Source organism: Streptomyces sp. Je 1-79 (assembly GCF_025195125.1).
Classification (GTDB): Bacteria; Actinomycetota; Actinomycetes; order Streptomycetales; family Streptomycetaceae; genus Streptomyces.
Window position 1 is genome coordinate 50,743 of record NZ_JAMGSL010000022.1, and the last position, 21,218, is coordinate 71,960.

Here is a 21,218-nt window from a genome sequence, read left to right on the forward strand (position 1 = left end):
GGAGGCATCCCGGCGGCCCGCCGCCATGCTGTTCCTGGCCACGCCGCTCCCGCGAACAAGGCCCGGTCGGAATTCTCGCGGGCACCTTGCCCCGACGACGCGTGCTTGGCCGTAACTCACCTGCCGGTCAAGCGGGTTCGGAACTACCTTGGGGCCGTCGCGCCGCGACGCACGTCCGCTTCTCCGAGGGGGAACCATGTCAGCAGTGCGCAAGACCCTGACGGTCCTGGCCATGACCACACTCATCACGCTCGGCTTCGCCGGGACCAGCCACGCCGACATCAGCTGCGAGTGGGTGTGGGACGGGGCCGGGGCCTTCTACTGCCAGCAGGCGTAACCGCGTTCGGCCCGCACGGCCCGCCGGTCTCCCGGCGGGCCGTCTCCCGGCGCGTCGCCGGGCGCGTCCGGGCCGTCAGGCGCGGCAGCGGAGCATCTCGAACGCCGGGTTGGTCCGGTAGTCCGCCCAGAACGCGTCGCCGTACGCGGCGACCCCTGCGGGCGACACCTCGGTCGGCACCCAGGTGATCTCGCTGAACCCGGCCTTGGCCAGGGACGTCTCGAAGACCTCGCGGCGCGCCAGACCGGAGGTGAACGAGATCGGCGCACCCTCAAGCAGCGCGGTGACCCGCACCCGGGGCCCGGTGCCGGCCTCCTCGCCCGTCAGCTCGGTCAGGAACCCGTACGGGCGCGGCGACGGGCCGGAGAAGTCGTAGTCCGGCCTCTGATGGAGCATGAAGAACTCGCCGCCGCTCTTCAGAGTCCCGTGCACCCGGCGACACATCTGCTCGAACTCGGGGACGGTCTCCGCGTAGTTGAGCAGCATCACCGCGGTCGCCACGTCGTAACGGTCCCCCGCCGTCGACAGGCCCGCCACGTCGCCGACCTCGTAGCGGACACCCAGCGGGTCGGCCTGCTCGATGCGTGCCGCGGCACCGATCATCTCGCCGGAGATGTCGACGCCGAACACCTCCGCCGCGCCGCGCCGCTTCAGCTCCCGGCTGTAGAAGCCGGTGCCGCAGGCGAGGTCGATCACCTTCTTGCCCTCGACGTCCCCGACCATGCGAAGGAAGCTGGGCGCTTCCACGTACTGGGCCAGCGGCAGGCCCTTGAACCCCTCGAACGCCTCACCGATCTCGTCGTACGTCTGCTGCGCGCTCACCGCGCACTCCTCCCGTTGGGTGTCCTTGCTCCGGACTCCGGCAGTCTCTCCAGACGCGACGGCGGGCTCGTACTGGCAAGAGCTACAAAGATCAGGGGGGCGAGTCGGTACTCACACGGACGAACCGCAGGACAGAGGTGGGGCGGTGGCACCTGGGCGCGAGAAGTACGCAGCCGCGCCAGAGGTGTTGCACAGAACAACCCCTCACTCGGCGGGCCCCTCGGGCACGGGCCTAACGTTGGTCCATGCCGAAGCTGCCGACCCGCGTCGAACTCCGCCCGCTCACCCGCTCCGACCAGGACGAGTTCTGCGCGCTCGCGCGGGCCAGCTCCAGGCTGCACCTGCCGTGGATGCAGCTGCCCGCGACCGCGGAGGAGTTCCAGCTCTGGATGGGCCGCTTCGACGACGGGGCCAACCAGGGCTTCCTGGTCCGGGTCCGGGAGACCGGGGCAGCCGCAGGCATGGTCAACATCAACTCGATCATCCGGGGCCGCTACCAGGGCGCGTCCCTCGGCTATGCGGCCTTCGCCCCGTCCGCGGGGCACGGCTACATGACCGAGGGGGTCGCCGCCACCCTGCGGTACGCCTTCACCGAGCTGCGCCTCCACCGGCTGGAGGCCAGTATTCAGCCGGGGAACAGGGCGTCCGTGGCCCTGGTCCAGCGGCTGGGCTTCCGCTACGAGGGCGTGTCGCCGGCCTACCTCTACATCGACGGGGCCTGGCGGGACCACGAACGCTGGGCCGCCACCGCACCGCAGCCCTGGACGCCCGATCCGTCCCTGCCCGAGGTCTGAACCACGGGACGCCGCACGCGCCGAGCCCCCGGCCCGTCTTGGGCCGGCGCGTCGACCGGGGCGGCCCCCTAGTCCTGCCAGTAGAAGAGCAGCGTCTCGACCGTGAGGGGTTCGCGGGCGCCGAAGTAGTAGACGCACAGGTCCGTGACCCGGATCGCGCCGGTCTCCGCGTCGATCCAGCGGAAGCCCGCCGATTCCAGCGCCCCGCGGGCGGCGCAGCCGTCGTCCTCGCCGGTCGCGAACGGGCCGAGGGTGCTGATCAGGAGCCGGCTCCCGCCGGCCTCGATCACGTAGTACGTCCCGTCCCCCTGCTGGTTGTCCTCGCCGCACGAGACCGGGGGCTTCGGGGCCAGGCCCGCTGCCGTGAGCGCGGACGTCGCGCGGCGCAGCCGGTCGTCCATGTCGGGGCGGGCGGGGGGCTCGGTGCACAGAGCCTCGACGCGCCACCGGGGGTCGCTCCGGTGCGCGCAGCCGGGGCCGTACGCGTGGACGATCGCGGCGCGCAGCTCCTCGTCCAGGCCCTCGACCTCGACCCGGGGGCGGCCCAGGCGCTCGTAGACCTCCCTGGTCTCGGCGGTGTCCTCGGTGAGGCCGTGCAGCGCGTACGCCGCCCACAACCTGGCCTCGACCGTCGGCGCCTCGTCGATGCAGTGGCGCAGGCGGTCCGCGTCGGTCGCGAGCGACTGGGCGAGGTACGCGACCCCACGGTCCGGGTCCGCGAGCGCGTCCGTCACGTCCTCGTCGGCGCGGTAGCGCATCCGGAGCTGGAAGATCCGGTCCTCGGGCCGGGCCGTGCCCAGGTCCGCCAGGACCGAAGCCGTGCCCCACCGGTCCACCAGTCCGTCCAGACCCGCCTCCCCGGCGGCCCGGACGCGCGGCCACGGCGAGGCGGCGAGGGTCGCCAGCTCGCGCGCGGCCGAGCGGTCGCCGAGCAGGCCCCGCGCCTTCAGGAACGCCTCGGCCATGCCGTACGAGGTGTCGCCGCGGCGGTCCTCGTGCCGCAGCCAGGGCAGCAGCTCCGGCCGGTCCGCGAGCAGGTCGAGGAGGGCGGTGCGTACCTCGGCGGTGTCGCGGGGGTCGCGGACGCGCGCCGTCAGCTCGGGGACGTACCGCTCCGGGACCCGCCCGGTCAGCGCGATCACGCAAGGCCTGCGGCGCCACCACGGGTGCCGGGCGTCGGCCACGTACCGGGCGAGTACCCGCGCGTCCACCTCCAGCAAGCCGGTGGTGTCGGCGCGTCCGGCCTGCGGGATCAGGGTCTCGATGCTCGGCATTCGGGGATGCTACTGCTCCCGCACCTCGCTGAGCAGGGCATTTTCATCGAGGTGCACGCGGTCCTCCCGGCTGGGACACCATGGACGTATGCCACTGATCAGCCCTGAGCCGGTCGTCGTCGAGGCTCCGTCCGTCCTCGGACTGCGGCCGTCCGGGGTCGAGGAACTGCCCGGGGTCCTGCTCGGCGGGATGCCGCGGGCGGGACGGTTGGAGGCTCCGGAGTACGACCCCGTACGGGACGCCGGGACGGGGATGCTGAATCCGGGCGGCATCGCGCGGTACTCCGTACAGCTGGCGGATGTCGTCGGCGAGGTCCTCGACTCCGGGCGGTTCCCCGTCGTTCTCGGCGGCGACTGCAGCATCCTGCTCGGCAATCTCCTCGCACTGCGCCGCCGGGGGCGCTACGGCCTCCTCTTCCTCGACGGGCACACCGACTTCTACCAGCCGTCCGCCGAGCCGACCGGCGAGGTGGCGTCGATGGAGCTCGCCCTCGCCACCGGGCGCGGCCCCCGCATCCTCGCCGATCTCGAAGGGCGGGGGCCGCTGGTCCGGGACGAGGACGTCGTCGCCTTCGGGTTCCGGGACGCCGACGAGTCCGCCGCGGCCGGGAGCCGGCCGCTCCCGCCGGGGCTGTACGCCCTCGACCTCGACGACGTGCGCGCGGTCGGTGCCGGCGAGGCCGCTCGCGGCGCCGTCGGCCGGCTCGCCGAACAGGGCGGGTACTGGGTCCATCTGGACGTCGACGTCCTGGACGACGCGATCATGCCTGCCGTCGACTACCGCCTGCCCGGCGGGCTGAGCTGGGCGGAGCTGGAGGCCGTACTACGGACGGCCCTGGCCGACGAGCGGGCCGTCGGGTTCGACGTCACGATCTTCAACCCGCGCCTGGACCCCGACGGGACGATCGCGGCCCGGCTGACCGAGTGCCTGCGCTCGGCCCTGTCGTCCCGGCCGGGCGGCTGACGGTCGAAGGCTGCCTGACAGGGCCCGGAGCGCTTCGTCGGCCGGGTCCGAACGAGTGGACTCTCCGGGGCGTTGGGCCGGGGAAAGGACGCGCGCGGGGGTCGCGGGGGTCACGTTGGCGTTCCCGATCCTGAACCGGCCCGATCCCGAACTGGAAGAGACGCCCCGACATGCGACGCACCCCCACCCGCCGTCTGTTCGCCGCCGCGCTGCTCGTGGCGTCCGTGCTGGCCCCCGTGGCCACCACTCCCGCCACCGCCATCCCCGCCCCGCCCTCCCACCGGCACGGCACGCAGGACTGCCCGCGCGACGAGGGTCTCGGCCCGGAGCTGACCGCGCGGCTGGACAAGGCCATCGAGGACGTCCGTACCCAGGCCGGCATCCCCGGGGTCGTCGCCGGGGTGTGGATGCCGGGCAAGGGGTGCTACGTCCGTGCCTTCGGCGTCGCCGACAAGGTCACCGGCAAGCCGATGACCACCTACGGCGCCGTACGGATCGGCAGCGAGACCAAGACCTTCACGGTCACCGCGCTCCTGCAGCTCGTCGATGCCGGCAGGGTCGGGCTGGACGACCCGATCTCCCGCTACATCGACGGCGTGCCCAACGGCGACAACATCACGCTGCGTCACCTGGCCGAGATGCGCAGCGGACTCTTCCCGTACACCTCCGACCCGGACTTCGTCCATGCCCTGCTGAGCGATCCGTACCGCGCGTTCACCCCGCACGAGGTGCTCGCGTACGGCTACCGGCACGACAACACCTTCGCGCCGGGCACGCAGTTCGAGTACTCCAACACCAACCTCGTCCTCCTCGGCCTCGTGATCGAGAAGGTCACCGGTCAGCGCCTCGCCGACGTCATCGACCGGCGGGTCCTCCGCCCGGCCGGGCTGCGCGAGACGCTCTTCCCGACGGGGGCGGAGTTCCCCGAGCCGCACCCGCGGGGCTACACCGACCAGACGCTGAGCGGCGAGGTCGCCGACTCGACGGACTGGAACCCCAGTTGGGGCTGGGCGGCGGGGGCGATGATCTCGGACCTGCACGACCTGCGCCGCTGGGCGAAGATCGTGGCCACCGGGGAGCTGCTCAGCCCGCAGTCCCAGGCGGAGCGGCTCAGGACGCTGCCGACGGGCTTCCCCGGCACGAGCTACGGACTCGGCATCTTCGATGCGAACGGCTGGATCGGGCACAACGGATCCATCCCGGGCTACGAGACCGTGACGGTCTATCTGCCCTCGCAGAAGGCCACGATGGTGCTCATGCTCAACACGGACATCTCCGCCGGAGGCCAGGAGCCGAGCACGCTGGTCGCCCGGGCCGTGACGGCGATCGTGACCCCGGAGAACGTGTACGACGGCTCGGTCCAGCCGCGGTAGCCGAGGGGGCGGCGGGGCGGCCGAGCGGTGCCGCGCGGTGCCGCGCCCGCCGTCCCACCGGCTACGACGTCAGGACGCCCTCCAGGAACGGCTCGATCGCCGTGCGCCAGGCTTCGGGGTGGTCGTAGTGGAGGAGGTGGCCCGCGTCCGGGATCTCCGCGTACGCCCCGCGCGGGAGGACGCGGACCATCTCCTGGGCCTCGGCGCGGCCCAGTTCGCCGTCCAGGCCGCGGACCACGAGCGTCGGGCAGCGGACCTGGGCGAGCGAGTCCCAGTGGGCGTCGTGGACCCAGGTCTCGCGGGAGGTCAGCATCTGGGCGGGGTCGAAGACCGGGTACCAGCCGTCGGGGCGTTCGGACATCACCTCGGCGAAGAACTCGCCGCGCGCGGGGTTCGGCCGCTCGACCCAGGGGTCTTCGTCGCCGAACCACTGGCGTACGCCGTCGAGCGAGGGGAAGGGCACCGGCCAGCGGCGGAACCAGTCCTGCCACTCCCGCTGGGAGGCGGCTCCGAGGGCCGACGCCCTCATGTCGCAGATGACCAGGGCGCGGACAAGGTCGGGGTGCTCGGCGGCGAGCTGCCAGGCGGTGAGCGCGCCCATGGAGTGACCGACGAGGGTGACGGGGCCGAGGCCGAGCTGCTCGACGGCGGCGGCCGCGTCCGCGACGTACGCCTCACGCGTGAAGGGGCCCGCGCCGGGCTTGTCGCTCCGGCCGTGACCGCGCTGGTCCAGGGCGACGACCCGATGGCGCTCGGCCAGCCAGCGGGCGGTGGGGGCCCAGTGGGAGGCGCGCCCCATCAGGCCGTGCAGAAGTAAGACGCCGGACCCGGCCGTCCCCGCCCGCTCTTCCGTGAACTCCCAGGCAGCCAGGCGTACGCCGCCGGCCCCGGTGACGTCGAGACGTCGCACCATGTTCCCTGGCACCCCCTCTTTCCCATCGAGCGTGTCGAGCACCGCCAGACTATCGAACCCATATTCGAAAATGGGGTTCTGCCACGTAACACCCCTCGTTCGAGTGACGGCGCTCAAGGATTGACGAGCGCCGCCGAGGGGAGATCTTCAGCGGGAGGCGGACCGCTCGGGGAAAACGGTCCGTGGGGAATGACCCTGGGAGCTCGGGGCTCCGGGTCAGCACAGGGGAGGACAGGCCCCGGCGCCCATGGGCGCCGGGGCCCTCTGTCTGGTGGCACACCGCCCCGGACGACTCCATCGCACCCACCCCTCCCCGGCCGTACGGCTGCACCCAGCGTGGCACGCCGAGGGGCGTGGGCGTGGCGATTCCGCCGTAAAACGGGCCGCGGAAGCCCCGCACCCTCCCGAGCTGCGAGGACCCGGGCCGACCACGGACGCGACGGCGCCCCGGCGCCGCCCGCGGAAGCCGGAGGACCGGGCCGACAGGCCCTAGCGCTTCGCCACGAAGACGTGCGCCGCCACGTCGGCCTCCAGCTCGGCCGCCTCGCCGCTGCTGCCGACCAGGATCCCGCCCGCCGACTCCGTCACGCTCACCACCGAGCCGGGCTGCACGCCCGCGCGGCGCAGCGTGTACATCAGCTGCGCGTCCGTCTGGATCGGCTCCCCGATCCGGCGCACGACGACCGTCTTGCCGTCCGTACCCGGGTCCAGGTCGGCGAGGGACACCATGGAGTCGTCCAGGAAGGACTCCGCCTCGGCCTTCTCGCCCAGCTCCTCCAGACCCGGGATCGGGTTGCCGTACGGCGACTCCGTCGGGTGCCGCAGGAGCTCCAGAACGCGCCGCTCCACGGCCTCGCTCATCACGTGCTCCCAGCGACAGGCCTCCGCGTGGACCTGCTCCCACTCCAGGCCGATCACGTCGACGAGAAGACACTCCGCGAGCCGGTGCTTGCGCATCACGCGCGTCGCCAGCCGCCGGCCCTCGTCCGTCAGCTCCAGGTGCCGGTCGCTCGCGACGGCCACCAGGCCGTCGCGCTCCATACGGGCCACCGTCTGGCTGACCGTCGGGCCGCTCTGATCGAGCCGCTCCGCGATCCGGGCGCGCATGGGGACCACACCTTCCTCTTCCAGCTCGAGGATGGTGCGGAGATACATCTCCGTGGTGTCGATCAGTCCGGACATACGTGCCCCTCGATGAGTCGTGCGCTGGCCCTGCACCAATTCTGACGCATCCCACGGACAACCGTGCCGCGCAGGGGAAACGGCAGGGAAAGGCGGTATTGACAGAGCAATGGTCCAGACCGCACCGTGATCCGCGACACGACGACAAGGAGCTTCCGGAATGGGCGACAGCGCGCGCGAGTCCAAGCTGGCAGGGCAGTTCTTCGACGCGGCGATCGGCCTGCTCCAGCAGGTCCGCGACCAGGACGCCGGGGAGGTCGCCGCAGCCGGAACGGCGATCGCCGAGGCCGTCGCCGCGGGCGGCCGCCTCTTCGCGTTCGGCGCCGGCCACTCCTCGCTGGCCGCCCAGGACGTGGTCTACCGGGCGGGCGGCCTCGCCCTGATGAACCTGCTCGCCGTCCCCGGCGTCGTCGGCGTCGACGTCATGCCCGCGACGCTGGGCTCCGCCCTGGAACGGGTGGACGGCCTGGCCGGCGCGGTGCTCGACTCCTCGCCCGCCAAGGCCGGCGACGTCCTGATCATCATCTCGCTCTCCGGGCGCAACGCGCTGCCCGTCGAGATGGCGATGAACGCCCGCGCCCTGGGACTGACCGTGATCGGCGTCACCTCGGTGGCGTACGCGACCGAGACGAAGTCCCGGCACGTCTCGGGGACGTACCTGAAGGACCACTGCGACATCGTCCTCGACTCGCGGATCCCGGTCGGCGACGCCGAACTGACCCACGAGGGCATCGAGGCGCCCTTCGCCCCGGCCTCGACGGTCGTCACCAGCGCCCTGATGCAGGCCACGATGGCCGCGGCGGCCGAGGAGATGGTCCGTCTCGGCATCGAACCGCCGCTGCTGCGCTCGGGGAACGTCGACGGCGGCCACGAGTGGAACGGCCGCGTGATGACGGAGTACGCCGACCGGATCTTCTACCGGCACTGAGCCGGAGGTCGCGGCGACGTGCGGACGGGCGAGGGCGGCAGTGCCGGGCCCGGGCGCGGATACAGACACGGACACGGACACGGTTACGCGACCCCGTACGGGTAAGGCCCTGAGCCCGGTCGCGGGCCCGGTCCCGTGGACGGCTACCGCCGCCCGCCCGCCTGACCCGCTCCCGGCCCACCCGGTCCACCCGTTCCCGGTCCGGCCGCCCCCGCGCCACCCGGTCCCCCCGCGCCCGGCCCCGCCGCGGTCGTCGTCATCCCCGCCAGGTCCAGCGACGCCGCGACCCGTACCGCCACCGCCTCCGCGTACACCGCGTCCGGGCGCTCGAAAGCCGTACGGGACGCGGCGCGCAGGAACGTCACCGCGCCCACCGTCCTGCCCCGGCTGCGCAGCGGCAGGCAGAGCGCGTGGACCGCGTCACGGGGCCAGTGCCGCTCCGTCGCCCAGTCCTCGGCGGCCTGCGGACCGGCCGTGACGGACGCCGAGGCCCGTACCGGTCCCGTACGGGAAAGCGCCTGGAGGACCGGGTGCGCCGACGGGTAGCGAAGGGGGATACCGCCGCCCGCGACCGGTACGACCGGGCCCGGCTCGCCCGCCGGCGTCGCCGCGACCCGTACGAGCCGCCGCTCCCCCGCCGCCACGTCCACCAGCGCGTGATCGGCGAACCCGGCGAGCGCGAAGTCCAGCAGGACCGTCGCGGCCTCCCGCGGGTCCTCGCACTCGGCCGCCACCGCGCCCGCCCGGTGCAGCTGGCTGTACCGGAACCGCAGCCGGCCCGCCTCCTGCTCGGCCAGCCGCTCCTCCGTGACGTCCTGGAACAGCCACCCGACCCCCAGCGGAACCGGCTCCTCCGCCAGCGGGGACGCCAGCCGCACGAACCCGCTGCGCCAGCACCGCCGCCGGTCGCCCTCCGGCGTCCGGAGCGTCACCCACACCTCCGCCGGCGCCTTCGGCGCGCCCTCCGCGAGCACGTGCTCCAGCGCGCCCTCCAACTCCTCCACGCCCTGGGTGATCAGCTCCCCCAGCGGACGCCCGAGCAGCGTCGTACGCCCCGCGCCCATGACGCGGGCGGCGTGGCCGTTGACGACGGTCGGGCGCAGGTCCACGTCGACGAGGACGACACCCCAGGAGGCCTCCTCCAGCAGCGCCTCGCTGAGCGCGATCGAACGTTCCAGGTCGATCTGCGCGTGCACCTCGCTGAACGCGCAGTACACCCCGGCGGGCTTGCCGTCCGCGCCGCGCACCCCGGCCGACTGCGTCCGCACGAGGACGCGGCCACCGTCCTTCCGTACCAGCGCGAACTCGTGCACCAGGCGGCCCGGCGCCTCCATCGCGGCCATCAGCCGGGCCAGCGCCTCGGCGGCGTCGGCGGGCCGCGCCGCCCACCCCTCGAACCCCCGCCGCCCTACGGCCTCCTCGGCGCGCCAGCCGAGAATCCGCTCGGCCTCCTTGTTCCAGTGCGTGACGGTGCCGTCGGCGTCGAAGGCACAGAGCGCCGCGTCCATCCCGTCGAGCAGCGCGGCGAGCAGATCGGCCCCCGGCCCCTCCGCGTCCCGCCGCTCCGCGGTCTCACTCCTGGCAGCACTCATCCCGGCACCCCCTGCAGGACGGTGTACGCACGTGCATCCGCACGCCTCAGATCATTCAACTCGAACGTGACGCAGGACACACCTGGTTCAATGAAATCGTTGCGCCCCGGAAACGAACGCGGGGCGCCTTCTGTAGGAACGACGGGCCCCGCGCGCCCAGTTCGGGGAAAGCGGGGGCGTGCCGAATGTCCTGACGCGGAGCGTGGGTGGACCAGGTCAAGGCGTTGAGGCACGGGAGTGGGGCATGGCCAGTACGTACGGGGAATGGCTCAGGGAACGACGCGAGGCGGCGGATCTCACCCAGCAGGAGCTGGCGGGTGCGGCAATCATGAGCCGTACGCACATCGCGCACATCGAGGCGGGGCGGCGCGTTCCGTCCAAGGAGGACGCGAAGCGGCTGGACAGAGTGCTGAACACCGGGGACGTACTGAGCACGTTCCGGCCACAGGACGACGGCGGCGTGATCGCCGACTACTTCGAGGCTGCCCGGCTGCTCGAGCAACAGGCCACGATGATCCGCGAGTTCGCAGTGTCGTACGTTCCGGGCATCCTCCAGACACCCAGATACGCGCGTGCGGTGCTGTCCACAGCCTTCCCGCCTCGAAGCGAGGAGGAGAACGAGAGGCACGTGGCCGCGCGGCTCAAGCGGTCCCAGATCCTGGCCGATCCAGTGACACCGGTCGTGTGGGCGCTGCTCGATGAAGCCGTCTTACGGCGCCCGGCGGGCAGCCCGGACATCATGGAGGAACAGCTCCTGCACCTCGTCCAGCTGGTCGAGTGCGGGCGAGTGCGCACGCATGTACTGCCCTTCGGAATGGGCTTGCACCCGCTGATGCAAGGGATGCTGACGTTGATGTCGTTCGAGGACCAGCCTCCGGCTGCCTACAGCGAAGGTACGTCGATCGGCAGGGTGCACGACTCCCCGGCCACGGTCGAGCGGCTGCAGAACAGGTACGATCTCGCACTGGGCGATGCACTGCCCCAGCGCGAGTCCCTGGCTCTGTTGCGAGCTACAGCGAAGGAGTACGGACGCGATGAGTGAGCGCACCATTTCCCACGCTTCCACCCTGAGCGGCTGGCGCAAGTCGACCTACAGCGGCAACGAGTCTGGTAGCTGCGTCGAGGTCGTCGACCACCACCCCGCCGGCGTCCCCGTCCGCGACTCCAAGGCCCCCGCCGGTCCGGCCCTGGTCTTCCCGCCCTCCGTCTGGTCGACGTTCGTGGCCGGGCTCAAGGGCTGACCGTCCGGGGCGGAAAAAACACTTGAGCCTTCGCCGAAGGGTTCCTAGTGTGGGGGTACACGCGAAAGGAGGTGATCCGGAAAAATGGTTTCTTTTCGGACTCGTGAGGTGACTGCGGGCTAACGGCCTGCCGTCGCACTCTGTGCACCTCGGCAGGTCAGCTGTCGAAACCCAAGCAGTCACCCGACCCGTGGGCCGCCGGTAAGTCCGGCCGGCTCTCGTCCGAACTCGAGCGGACGGGACCAAGGCCCACGGGTCGTCTGCGTTCCCCGGCCCTTCCGGCGCCGGCCGTGCGCCTAGGGGTGGTAGAGCTCCCGGGCGCGGGCGGAGTCGAGGGGGTCCTCCCGGTCCAGGTGGAGAAAGTACTCCCGCTGCCAGGCCTGGGAGCTGCCGGCCTGGCGGCTGGTCGTGGTCACCCAGGGCGGGTAGACGCGGAAGGCGCGCTTCCCGCCGGACCCGTCCGCCGATACGACACCACGCCGGCGCAGCGCCTCCGCGGGGAAGACGAACTGGCCGAAGTGGTGCTCGTCCCGGCTGCTGATCACGAAGAGATCGACGCGGTCCGTGACGTCGAAGGGCTGGATGGGGCCGCCCGGGGACCTCTTCCACACGGTGACGAACTGGCCGACCTTGGTGGGGGTCGTCCTCGCCGCGCGGAACCGGACCGAGAGACCGTCGAGGGTGAAGGTGTGGGCGGCGTACTCGGCGCTCTCGGCTTCGGGAAGTGGCTGCGAGCAGGTGAATCCGCAGGGGTCGTAGACCGCCTCCTTCGCCGCCAGGAGATCACCGTGGACCGGGGTGGCGTCGGACCACGGTTCGCGTCCAAGAGAGTTCACCGTCATGGGTCCACCCTGTCACGGGGGCTCGCCGCCGCCCGCCTCGGCCTTATCGCGGGCCCGGGCTACGCCATCGACAGCCGGCCCGTGCGCTGGGACCTCGCCTCGCCGGCCTTGAGGATGACCGCCGCCGCTCCCAGCAGCAGCGCGCTCAGGGCCGTGAGGCCGAGGAGGGTCGGGGCGAGGTCGGTCAGGGTGCGGTGTTCGAGGAGGGCTCCGCGGACCGCGATCAGGCTGCCCGTGAGCGGGAAGACCGCGCCGACGGCCTGGACCAGCGTGGGCAGGGCGAAGTGCGGCAGGCGGACGGCCGACACGAACCACAGCGGCTCGTCGAGGATCGTGTACAGGAACGCCGAGTCGCGCGAGAAGACCAGAAGGCTGTTGAGGAACGCGCCCCACGCCACCGCCGGGACCAGCAGGGCCAGGAAGACGATTCCGTACATCCACCAGGCCGCGACCGACAGCACGCCGAAACCGGTGAGGGCGGCGACGGTGAAGCAGGTGAGCAGCCAGGCGTTCTGGAGGAGGGCTCCCGCGCCGTTGGCGATCATGAGGGTGAGCCGGCCTGCCGGGGAGAGGAAGAGGAGCTCCAGGGTGCCCGTGGTCCGCTCGAAGGAGAGGTGCCAGGCGCTCTGGACGAGGGAGAAGAAGAAGGCGTACGCCAGGGTGCCGGTGGCCAGGAACGCCAGGAGGCGGTCGGGGTCCGCGGCGAGCGGCCAGTTCGCGGCGGCCGGGGAGGCGGTCGCGACGGGGCGCAGGGTGTAGTAGGTGGTGGCCAGTTGGAGGACCGGCCAGACCAGCATCGAGAAGGCGACCAGCGGCTGGCCGAAGAGGCGTCGGTGCTGCTTCAGGGCCTCCGCCGCGAAGACGCGCAGGGCGTGGTTCATACGAGGGCCTCCGCGCCGGTCTCCGCCAGCGCCATGATCGCGTCCTCCAGGCTCGCTTCCGCGATCTCCAGGCCGCCGATCGAGCCGCCCGCCCCGACGACGGCCGCCGCGAGCGGGCCCGCCATGTCGTCCGGGTGTCGCAGGGTGATCAACTCGGCGCCCCCTGGGAGGGGCTCGCGTACCGCGCCGAAGCGTTCGGCCACCGCGGCGGTCGCCGTGCCCGGGTTGGTGACGGTGAGGCGGATGGTGCGGTGGCTGCCGGTGGCCGCCTTCAGCTCCGCCGGGCTGCCCTCCGCGAGGTGGCGGCCCCCGGAGATCACGTACACGTGGGAGCAGAGCTCCTCGACCTCGGCGAGGTAGTGGGAGGTGAGGAGGACGCCCGTGCCCTCCTCGGCGAGGCGGGCCACGACGCGGCGCAGGTCGCGGGCGATCGGGGCGTCGAGGCCGAGCGTCGGCTCGTCGAGCAGCAGGTAGTCGGGGGTGTTGACGAGCCCCCGGGCGATGGCGAGGCGCTGGGTCATGCCGCGCGAGTACCGCTCGACCATGGTGTCCGCCGCGTCCGTGAGGCCGACCAGGCTCAGCAGTTCGTCGGTGCGGGCGCGCAGGTCCCGCTTCGGGACGTCGTAGAGCTGGCCGAAGTACCAGAGGTTCTCCCGGCCGGTCATGCGGGTGTAGACCATGCGCTCGCCGCCCGCGATGAGGTTGATGCGGCGGCGTACGGCGCGGGCGTCGGCGACCGTGTCGAGGCCGTCGACGGTGACCGTGCCGGAGGTGGGGCGCAGCAGGGTGGCGAGGGTCTTGATGGTCGTGGTCTTGCCGGCGCCGTTGAGGCCGAGGAGGCCGGTGATCCGGCCGGGCGGGATGTCGAGGTCGAGGCCGTCGACCGCCCGTTTGAAGGTGCGGGGGCCGAAGAGCCCCTTGTTCCGTACGGGGAAGTCCTTGCGCAGGTCCCGGACCTGGATGCCCGTCACGTCAGTACGTCCTTTCCACGGCGCGGGCCTCGGCCCGCGGCAGGTATGTCAGGCCCAGGAGCAGGTACACGGCGCTCACCGCCGCGGACACCGCCAGCCTGGGCAGGAGGTCGGGCAGCGACTGGCCGCCGGTGGTCGCCGCGTGCAGGACGTCCGTGGCCGCGGTCGTCGGGAGCAGCTCGGCGAACCACTGGACGGGTCCGGGCAGGTAGGCGCGGGGGAAGGTGAAGCCGCCGACCAGGCCGAGGACGATGAAGACGGTGTTCTGCGAGATGTGCGCCTCGCCCGCGGCGATCATCAGTCCGCCGAGCCCGACCGAGAGCGCGAAGACGGCGCCGGAGAGCGCGAGAGCGCCGAGGAGCAGGCCGGCCGCGGAGGAGACCGGGACGGAGATGCCGAGCAGGGCGACGACGACGCCCAGGGCGAGGAACTCGACCAGGCTGCTCAGGACGGCGAAGGCGGTGAAGCCCGCGAGGTACGGGAAGCGGCCGGCCGGGGCGATGAGGAGGGCGCCGAGCGTGCCCTGCCGCTGCTCGGTGATCAGCGCCTTCGCGGACCAGAGGATGAGGCGGACGGCGAACTGGAAGGCCGTGGCGCCGACGACGACGTAGGCGAGGTAGGCGGTGGTGCCGCTGCCGGCGGCGAAGTCGTCGGCGACGGCCCCGCCGCCGACGGCGTGGTAGCCGAGGTACGCCAGCGAGATGGCGAGCGCGGCGGGCAGGACCGTGCCGACGGCGTAGGTCCATGGATAGGCGCGGCGGGTCATCTGCCAGGTGCGCCAGGCGGTTGCCCAGGCTATGGGCATGCGAGCGATCCCTCCCCCGGTGGATCGACCTCCGCGACGAGTCGTGGAGATCGATCTCTGCGATCAGTGAGTTTCCTTTGGGAACTTACACTGAGTTTCTATCGGGAACTCACTCGATGGCGCAAGATGGAGCGGTTGCCCGACCGAGGAGGAACGCATGGCCCGAGCCGTGCCCGAGCGCGACGCCGCCTGCGCCATCGCCCAGGCCGCCGCCGTCGTCGGCGACTGGTGGAGCCTGCTGCTCGTACGGGAGACCGCGCGCGGCCGGCACCGCTTCGACGAGCTCCAGAGCGAGCTGGGCATCTCCCGGAAGGTCCTCGCCGAACGTCTCGGCCACCTCGTCGACAGCGGTGTCCTCGACAAGGTGCCGTACCAGGAGGGGCCCGTACGGTACGAGTACCGGCTCAGCCCGGCCGGCCGCGCCCTGCTGCCCGTCCTGGTCGCGATGCAGGACTGGTCCGACCGCTGGCTGCTCGGCGACGGCAGCCTCACCGCCTCCGCCGACGAGCACAGCGCCGAGGCCCACCGGGTCCACGAGCTCCCCGGCACCCGGCTGCCGCGCCTGACCCTGCCCGCGCACACCGGTGCCGAGCGGGACCCGGTCGCCCCGGACGCCGCCGCCACCGTGCTGTTCTGCTACCCCGCGACCGGGCGGCCGAGCCCGCTGCCCGAGGGGTGGAACGACATCCCCGGCACGGTCGGCTGCACGCTGGAGAACCGGCTGTTCAGGGACGCGTACGGGGATTTCACGGCGGCGGGGATCGCCGTGCACGGGGTCTCCACCCAGCGCCCCGACGAGCAGCGGGCCTTCGCCGCCGCCGAGGAGATCCCCTTCCCGCTCCTCTCCGACATGGACGCACGGCTCTCGGCGGCGCTCCGGCTGCCGACCTTCCGGGCCGGGCAGGCGCTCCGGCTCAAGCGCGCGGTCCTCGTCGTGGACCGGGAGCGGACCGTACGGCACGTGCAGTTCCCGGTCACGGACATCCCGCACGCCGTCGAGACGGCGCTCACGGAGGCGGCGCGACTGTCAGGGTGAGAGGCGCTCCACGCGCCACTCGGCGCCCTCGCCCTGGCCGCCCTCGCCTTCGCCCTCGCCCACCCGCACGTACCGCAGCCGGTCGTGCAGCCGGTTCTCGTGCCCCTGCCAGAACTCCACCGTCTCCGGCACGACCCGGATGCCGCCCCACTCCGGCGGCACCGGCACCTGCTCGTCCGCCGGGTAGCGCGCCGCCAGCTCCTCGTACCGGGCGAGCAGCTCGTCGCGCGACGCGATCACCGAGGACTGGCGACTGGCCCAGGCTCCCAGCTGGGAGCCGTGCGGGCGGGTGCGGAAGTACGCGACGGTCTCGTCCCGGCCGGTGCGGACCGCCCGGCCCGTGACGATGATCTGGCGGGCCAGCGGGTGCCAGGGGAAGAGCAGCGCGACGGACGGGTTGGCCGCCAGTTCGCCGCCCTTGCGGGAGGCGTAGTTCGTGTAGAAGACGAAACCGGCCTCGTCGTAGTGCTTCAGCAGCACCGTGCGGGACGAGGGGCGGCCGTCGGGCGTCGCGGTCGAGACGACCATGGCGTTCGGCTCGTGGATCGCCGGACTCGTGGCGGCGATCTTGAACCAGCGCGTGAACTGTTCGATCGGTTCGGGGGCGAGGTCGGCCACAGTCAGCTCCGTGGTGCGGTACTGCTCGCGCATGTCGGCGGGATCGAAGGCGTCGGTCACAGAAGTCATCCTGCCGCAGAGGCGCAGTCTGCCCGGCATCACGAGCCGCTAATCCTTCCTCGCCGGATCGGCGCACTGTGCCGGATGTCACGCTTCCCCGCATCATCGGAACCGTACAGACTCTTGGGCTGGATGACTGTTCATTCCCGACCAACAGGCCCCACGGGCCGACAGGTCCCCACCGACCTCCCGGTCCTTCCGACCGACAGGTCCGCCAACCCGCTGGATGATTGATCATCGATTGAGGAGCCGCCTGATGTCCGACTTCGTACCCGGGCTCGAGGGAGTCGTCGCGTTCGAGACGGAGATCGCCGAACCGGACAAGGAGGGCGGCGCCCTCCGGTACCGCGGCGTCGACATCGAGGACCTGGTCGGCCACGTCTCGTTCGGCAACGTCTGGGGTCTGCTGGTCGACGGGGCGTTCGACCCCGGTCTGCCGCCGGCCGAGCCGTTCCCGATCCCCGTGCACTCCGGTGACATCCGTGTCGACGTGCAGTCCGCGCTCGCCATGCTCGCGCCGGTCTGGGGTCTCAAACCGCTTCTCGACATCGACGCCGAGCAGGCCCGTGAGGACCTCGCCCGCGCGGCCGTCATGGCGCTGTCGTACGTCGCCCAGTCGGCGCGCGGCCAGGGCCTGCCGATGGTGCCGCAGAGCGAGATCGACAAGGCGCAGTCCGTCGTCGAGCGGTTCATGATCCGCTGGCGCGGCGAGCCGGACCCGCGGCACGTCAAGGCCGTCGACGCCTACTGGACCTCGGCCGCCGAGCACGGCATGAACGCCTCCACGTTCACCGCCCGCGTCATCGCCTCCACCGGCGCGGACGTGGCCGCGGCGCTGTCCGGCGCCGTCGGCGCGATGTCCGGCCCGCTGCACGGCGGCGCCCCGTCCCGCGTCCTCGGCATGATCGAGGAGATCGAGCGGACCGGTGACGCCACCGCGTACGTGAAGAGGGCCCTCGACAAGGGCGAGCGCCTGATGGGCTTCGGACACCGCGTGTACCGCGCCGAGGACCCGCGCGCCCGCGTCCTGCGCCGTACGGCCAAGGAGCTGGCCGCGCCGCGCTTCGAGGTCGCCGAGGCGCTGGAGAAGGCGGCCCTGGAGGAGCTGCACAACCGCCGCCCCGACCGTGTCCTGGCGACGAACGTGGAGTTCTGGGCGGCGATCATGCTCGACTTCGCCGAGGTCCCGGCGCACATGTTCACCTCGATGTTCACCTGCGCCCGTACGGCGGGCTGGTCGGCGCACATCCTGGAGCAGAAGCGCACCGGCCGCCTGGTCCGGCCGTCGGCGCGGTACATCGGCCCCGGTCAGCGCAACCCGCAGGAGATCGCGGGCTACGCCGACCTGGCGGCGTTCGCGGGCTGATCCCGAACAGGCGCCATCCGAACAGGCAGCATCCCGGGGCGAGCCCGCACAGCCCGCCCCGGCCCCGGCCCGGCACCGCGACCCGCGGGCCGGGCCTCGTCATGTCGGGGCGCCGTGAACCGGGCCCGGCAACGCGAGCCCCGGGGGCCCCTCAGGCGGTGGCGAGCGGGCGTTCCTCCGTGAGCAGCAGGTCCGCGTGGTGGCGGGCCGCCGCCAGCGGGTGGGCGCGCAGCTTGCCCTTCAGTTCGTTGCGGCCGTACTCGGCGAACAGCGGGTTCGCCGGGTCGGTCGTGACTCCGGGCGCCGTCGAGGCGTACGGGAAGGGCAGCGGGGCGATCCGGGCGTCGAGCCGCGGGTTGTAGAAGAACGGCACGGAGAAGCGCTCGGTCGCCGCGGGCGGGGAGACCACCCGGTGGTTGGTGGCGAGGAGGTAGCCGTCGGTCGCCACTTCGAGGAGCTCGCCGAGGTTGACGACGAACGCGCCGGGCAGCGGCGGCACGTCGTGGAAGAGGCCGTCCTCGCGCTGCACCTGGAGGCCGCCGACATGGTCCTGCAGGAGCAGGGTCAGGAAGCCGTAGTCCTTGTGGGCGCCGACGCCCTGGTCGGCGCCGTCACCGGCGCTTCCCGGGTAGCGGACCAGCTTGAGGTGCGGGTGGGCCCGGTCGCCGAAGATGTCGTCGTAGAACCCCTCGGGCGCGCCGATCGAGGCGAGCAGCTCGTGCAGCAGCCGCTGGGCGACGGCGCTGAGGCGCTCGACCCAGTGGAGTGCGGCGGTCCGCAGCTCGGGGAGGGCGGCCGGCCACTGGTTGGGGCCCTGGAGCCACCAGTACGGGGCTTCGCCGGGGCCCGGGGGCCGCGCCGCGCGTTCGGCGCCGATGTCGAGCTGGTCGCGCCAGTCGCGGGAGCCGCCGGTGCGCTCGTCGCCGATCCGGGTGTATCCGCGGAAGTGCGGCGAGCTGGTGGTGTCCAGCGCGAGCCGGTCGGCCTCCGGAAGAGCGAAGAAGGCCTTCATCGCGGAGGTGAGGGCAGCCGTCTCCGCCGCGGTGACGCCGTGCCCGACGAGCTGGAAGAAGCCGACGTCGTGCGCGGCGGAGTGCAGCTGGGCGTGGAGGAGACGCCGGTCCTGGGGGCCGCGGTCGGCGGCGGAGAGGTCGACGATCGGGAGCTGGGAGCTGTACGTCTGGATCTGCGACGAGTGCGTCATGGTGTGCGTCCGCTGGGTGTACGGGTGCCCGTGCGCGCCGCCAGGGGTGGGGCGGGGGCGCGGGTGCCTGAGAGGAGAGGGGCTCGGAGGTCAGGCGGAGCGCCGACAGCCCATGCTCGTGACGCGGAGGAAGTCCACGTGGCGGCGGCGTACGAGCGGAAGCATGGGACCAGCGTACTGCGGCGCACGCGAGACGTATGTGGCGTGGGTCACGCGGCCGGGCGACCATGGTGTCCGGGGTGGGTCCGGGGGCTGACCACAGGCGGAGGAACCCGTGACAGACAGCCGTACGACCGACGTACTGATCGTGGGCGCCGGCCCCGTCGGACTGAGCGCGGCCGCCGAACTCCGCCGCCGCGGGGTGGAGTGCCGGCTCGTCGACCGGCTGAAGGCCCGTCTCCCGTACGCCAAGGCGGTCGGCGTCCAGCCGCGCACCCTGGAGATCTGGGACCGGATGGGGCTGGCCCGGGCCGTCCTGGAGACCGCCGTTCCGCTGCGCGGCCAATTGGTCTACGTCGACGGCCGGGAGCAGGCACGGATCGACCTCGCCCTGCCGCCGGAGGTCCCGTACGGATTCGCCGCGCTGCCGCAGTACGAGACCGAGCGGCTCCTGGAGGAGTACGTCACCGCACTGGGCACCGTCGTCGAGCGGGGCACGGAACTGCTGTCGTTCGCCCAGGACGCGGACGGGGTGACCGCCCTGCTGCGCACCGACGCGGACGCCGACGAGGAGCTGCGCGCCCGCTACCTGATCGGCTGCGACGGCGCGCACAGCACGGTCCGCAAGGGGCTCGGGCTCGGCTACGAGGGCGGGGCCTTCCCCGAGGAGTACATGCTCGGCGACGTCGAGGCCGACTGGGATCTGCCGTACGGGTACGGGCTGCGGTCCGTGCACCGCGCCGAGGACGGTTCGACCGACGACCTGCTGGTCTGCATCCCGCTGCCGGGGACGAGCCGCTACCGGATGTCGATGACGGTCCCGCCCGAACTCTCCGCCGACGGCGCGGGGAAGGCGCGGGGCGACGGCGTCACGCACGGTCTGGAGGGCGGCCGGGCGCCGGAGCTGTCCCACATCCAGGCGGTCGTCGACCGGCTGGCCCCCGCTCCCACCCGTGTCTCCGCGCTGCGCTGGTCCTCGGTGTTCCGCATCAGCCACCGGATCGTCGACCGTTACGGCGAGGGCCGGGTCTTCGTCGCGGGCGACGCCGCCCACATCCACCCGCCCACCGGCGCCCAGGGGATGAACACCGGCATCCAGGACGCCTGCAACCTCGCCTGGAAGATCGCCCTCGTCGTGCGCGGGGAGGCGGGGCCCGCCCTGCTCGACAGCTACGACGCCGAGCGGCGGCCGGTCGGCGAGGAGGTCGTGGGCCGGACCGTCCGGCACGCGACCCAGGGCATCGAGACCGACGCGGAGGACCCGGACACCCTGATGCTCCGGGAGGCACAACTGCTGGTCGCCTACCGGGACGGGCCGCTCGCCGGCACCACGTACGGGCCGGAGGACGCGCCCCAGTCCGGTGACCGGGCCCCGGACTGCTCCGGCCTGACCGCCCCCGTCGCCGCCTATCCGCTGCGGCTGCTCGACATCCTGCGCGGCCGCACCGGGCACGTCCTGCTGCTGTACGCGGACCAGGCCGCCGATCTGGCCAGGGCCGCCGAGGCGGGCGCCGTGGTCGCCGCCGCCGTCGGCGGGCGGGAGCCCTCGGAGAACGGCCTCGCGTCGGAGGGCGGCCTGGCCGCGGAGGACGGTCTGGCCCCGGAAGGGGGTCCGGCGCCGGAGGGCGGCCTCGCGACCGTCGCCGTGCTCGCCCGGGACGCCGATCCCGATCCCGGCGAGGCCGTCTTCGGATACCGGGACGCGGCGGGCGAGTTCGCCCGGCTCTACCGGCCCGACGGCCCGACCGGTTTCCTCGTGCGCCCCGACGGGCAGCTCGGCGCCCGCTTCCCGCTCGCGGGCACGGCGGCGGCGCTCACCGGCTACCTCGCGGCCCTCTCGGTACCGTCCTGAGCGC

The 21,218-nt window shown here is 72.7% G+C and carries 21 protein-coding genes; 10 read left to right on the plus strand and 11 right to left on the minus strand.

Translation table 11 applies throughout. From position 1 onward, the window contains the following. Positions 1-196: 196 nt before the first annotated feature. A complete protein-coding gene (locus M5362_RS32040) occupies positions 197-337 on the plus strand; it encodes a hypothetical protein (protein ID WP_260231412.1) in 141 nt (46 codons plus the stop codon). Between the two features lie 75 nt (positions 338-412). On the opposite strand, the gene M5362_RS32045 is transcribed toward M5362_RS32040, so the two are convergent. Further along, positions 413-1,159, minus strand: coding sequence for a bifunctional 2-polyprenyl-6-hydroxyphenol methylase/3-demethylubiquinol 3-O-methyltransferase UbiG (locus tag M5362_RS32045; protein ID WP_260231413.1), 747 nt, complete (start codon positions 1,157-1,159; stop codon positions 413-415). A 245-nt stretch (positions 1,160-1,404) separates the two neighbouring features. Here M5362_RS32045 and M5362_RS32050 point away from each other — a divergent pair, with 245 nt between their 5' ends. Next, positions 1,405-1,953, plus strand: coding sequence for a GNAT family N-acetyltransferase (locus M5362_RS32050; protein ID WP_260231414.1), 549 nt, complete (start codon positions 1,405-1,407; stop codon positions 1,951-1,953). A gap of 68 nt (positions 1,954-2,021) precedes the next feature. On the opposite strand, the gene M5362_RS32055 is transcribed toward M5362_RS32050, so the two are convergent. Beyond that, entirely contained in the window at positions 2,022-3,227 is a 1,206-nt protein-coding gene (locus tag M5362_RS32055; protein ID WP_260231416.1) for a hypothetical protein, read from the minus strand. Between the two features lie 88 nt (positions 3,228-3,315). Here M5362_RS32055 and M5362_RS32060 point away from each other — a divergent pair, with 88 nt between their 5' ends. Further along, complete coding sequence (locus M5362_RS32060; RefSeq protein ID WP_260231418.1) at positions 3,316-4,191, plus strand: arginase family protein; 876 nt, start codon at positions 3,316-3,318, stop codon at positions 4,189-4,191. A 170-nt stretch (positions 4,192-4,361) separates the two neighbouring features. Then, the gene (locus M5362_RS32065; RefSeq protein WP_260231419.1) at positions 4,362-5,564 is read left to right on the plus strand and encodes a serine hydrolase; all 1,203 of its coding nucleotides are present in this window, start codon (positions 4,362-4,364) and stop codon (positions 5,562-5,564) included. 61 nt (positions 5,565-5,625) lie between these two features. Here M5362_RS32065 and M5362_RS32070 read toward each other — a convergent pair whose 3' ends face one another. Together M5362_RS32070 and M5362_RS32075 are read right to left on the minus strand one after the other, a co-directional pair. Next, the gene (locus M5362_RS32070) at positions 5,626-6,477 is read right to left on the minus strand and encodes an alpha/beta fold hydrolase (protein ID WP_260231421.1); all 852 of its coding nucleotides are present in this window, start codon (positions 6,475-6,477) and stop codon (positions 5,626-5,628) included. A 489-nt stretch (positions 6,478-6,966) separates the two neighbouring features. Then, entirely contained in the window at positions 6,967-7,659 is a 693-nt protein-coding gene (locus tag M5362_RS32075) for a metal-dependent transcriptional regulator (RefSeq protein WP_260231422.1), read from the minus strand. A gap of 160 nt (positions 7,660-7,819) precedes the next feature. Here M5362_RS32075 and M5362_RS32080 point away from each other — a divergent pair, with 160 nt between their 5' ends. After that, on the plus strand, positions 7,820-8,587 hold the full coding sequence (locus M5362_RS32080; protein ID WP_260231424.1) for an SIS domain-containing protein: 768 nt from the start codon (positions 7,820-7,822) through the stop codon (positions 8,585-8,587). A 143-nt stretch (positions 8,588-8,730) separates the two neighbouring features. Here M5362_RS32080 and M5362_RS32085 read toward each other — a convergent pair whose 3' ends face one another. After that, the gene (locus M5362_RS32085) at positions 8,731-10,179 is read right to left on the minus strand and encodes a PAS domain-containing protein (RefSeq protein WP_260231426.1); all 1,449 of its coding nucleotides are present in this window, start codon (positions 10,177-10,179) and stop codon (positions 8,731-8,733) included. A 244-nt stretch (positions 10,180-10,423) separates the two neighbouring features. On the opposite strand from M5362_RS32085, the gene M5362_RS32090 reads away from it, so the two are divergent. Beyond that, positions 10,424-11,221 carry a helix-turn-helix transcriptional regulator gene (locus tag M5362_RS32090; RefSeq protein ID WP_260231428.1) on the plus strand — a complete coding sequence of 266 codons (798 nt, stop codon included), beginning with the start codon at positions 10,424-10,426 and terminating at the stop codon, positions 11,219-11,221. Next, positions 11,214-11,420 carry a DUF397 domain-containing protein gene (locus tag M5362_RS32095; RefSeq protein ID WP_260231429.1) on the plus strand — a complete coding sequence of 69 codons (207 nt, stop codon included), beginning with the start codon at positions 11,214-11,216 and terminating at the stop codon, positions 11,418-11,420. Before M5362_RS32090 ends, M5362_RS32095 begins: the two co-directional genes overlap by 8 nt. Before the next feature lie 296 nt (positions 11,421-11,716). Here M5362_RS32095 and M5362_RS32100 read toward each other — a convergent pair whose 3' ends face one another. Genes M5362_RS32100 through M5362_RS32115 form a run of 4 tightly spaced genes read right to left on the minus strand, consistent with a single transcriptional unit; the run spans position 11,717 to position 14,919 of the window. Beyond that, positions 11,717-12,262, minus strand: coding sequence for a MepB family protein (locus M5362_RS32100; protein WP_260231430.1), 546 nt, complete (start codon positions 12,260-12,262; stop codon positions 11,717-11,719). A 59-nt stretch (positions 12,263-12,321) separates the two neighbouring features. Continuing rightward, positions 12,322-13,143: an ABC transporter permease gene (locus M5362_RS32105; RefSeq protein ID WP_260231433.1), complete on the minus strand. Its 822-nt coding sequence runs from the start codon at positions 13,141-13,143 to the stop codon at positions 12,322-12,324. Next, on the minus strand, positions 13,140-14,114 hold the full coding sequence (locus M5362_RS32110) for an ABC transporter ATP-binding protein (RefSeq protein ID WP_260231434.1): 975 nt from the start codon (positions 14,112-14,114) through the stop codon (positions 13,140-13,142). The genes M5362_RS32105 and M5362_RS32110 overlap by 4 nt, the downstream gene beginning before the upstream one ends. A gap of 1 nt (position 14,115) precedes the next feature. Continuing rightward, positions 14,116-14,919 (minus strand): ABC transporter permease, encoded by an 804-nt coding sequence (locus M5362_RS32115; RefSeq protein ID WP_260231435.1) that lies wholly within the window; start codon positions 14,917-14,919, stop codon positions 14,116-14,118. A 157-nt stretch (positions 14,920-15,076) separates the two neighbouring features. On the opposite strand from M5362_RS32115, the gene M5362_RS32120 reads away from it, so the two are divergent. Beyond that, positions 15,077-15,955: a winged helix-turn-helix transcriptional regulator gene (locus tag M5362_RS32120; RefSeq protein WP_260231436.1), complete on the plus strand. Its 879-nt coding sequence runs from the start codon at positions 15,077-15,079 to the stop codon at positions 15,953-15,955. Here M5362_RS32120 and pdxH read toward each other — a convergent pair. Beyond that, on the minus strand, positions 15,947-16,606 hold the full coding sequence (pdxH, locus tag M5362_RS32125) for a pyridoxamine 5'-phosphate oxidase (RefSeq protein WP_260231466.1): 660 nt from the start codon (positions 16,604-16,606) through the stop codon (positions 15,947-15,949). The two genes, M5362_RS32120 and pdxH, sit on opposite strands and share 9 nt — an antisense overlap. Positions 16,607-16,889: 283 nt before the next feature. Here pdxH and M5362_RS32130 point away from each other — a divergent pair, with 283 nt between their 5' ends. After that, positions 16,890-17,999, plus strand: a complete 1,110-nt coding sequence (locus tag M5362_RS32130) for a citrate synthase 2 (protein WP_260231437.1) — start codon at positions 16,890-16,892, stop codon at positions 17,997-17,999. 151 nt (positions 18,000-18,150) lie between these two features. Here the strand turns inward: M5362_RS32130 and M5362_RS32135 are convergent, their stop codons facing one another. Continuing rightward, positions 18,151-19,203, minus strand: a complete 1,053-nt coding sequence (locus M5362_RS32135; RefSeq protein WP_260231438.1) for an isopenicillin N synthase family oxygenase — start codon at positions 19,201-19,203, stop codon at positions 18,151-18,153. Between the two features lie 274 nt (positions 19,204-19,477). Between M5362_RS32135 and M5362_RS32140 the strand changes: the two genes are divergently transcribed. Next, positions 19,478-21,214: an FAD-dependent monooxygenase gene (locus M5362_RS32140; RefSeq protein WP_260231439.1), complete on the plus strand. Its 1,737-nt coding sequence runs from the start codon at positions 19,478-19,480 to the stop codon at positions 21,212-21,214. Positions 21,215-21,218: the final 4 nt, after the last annotated feature.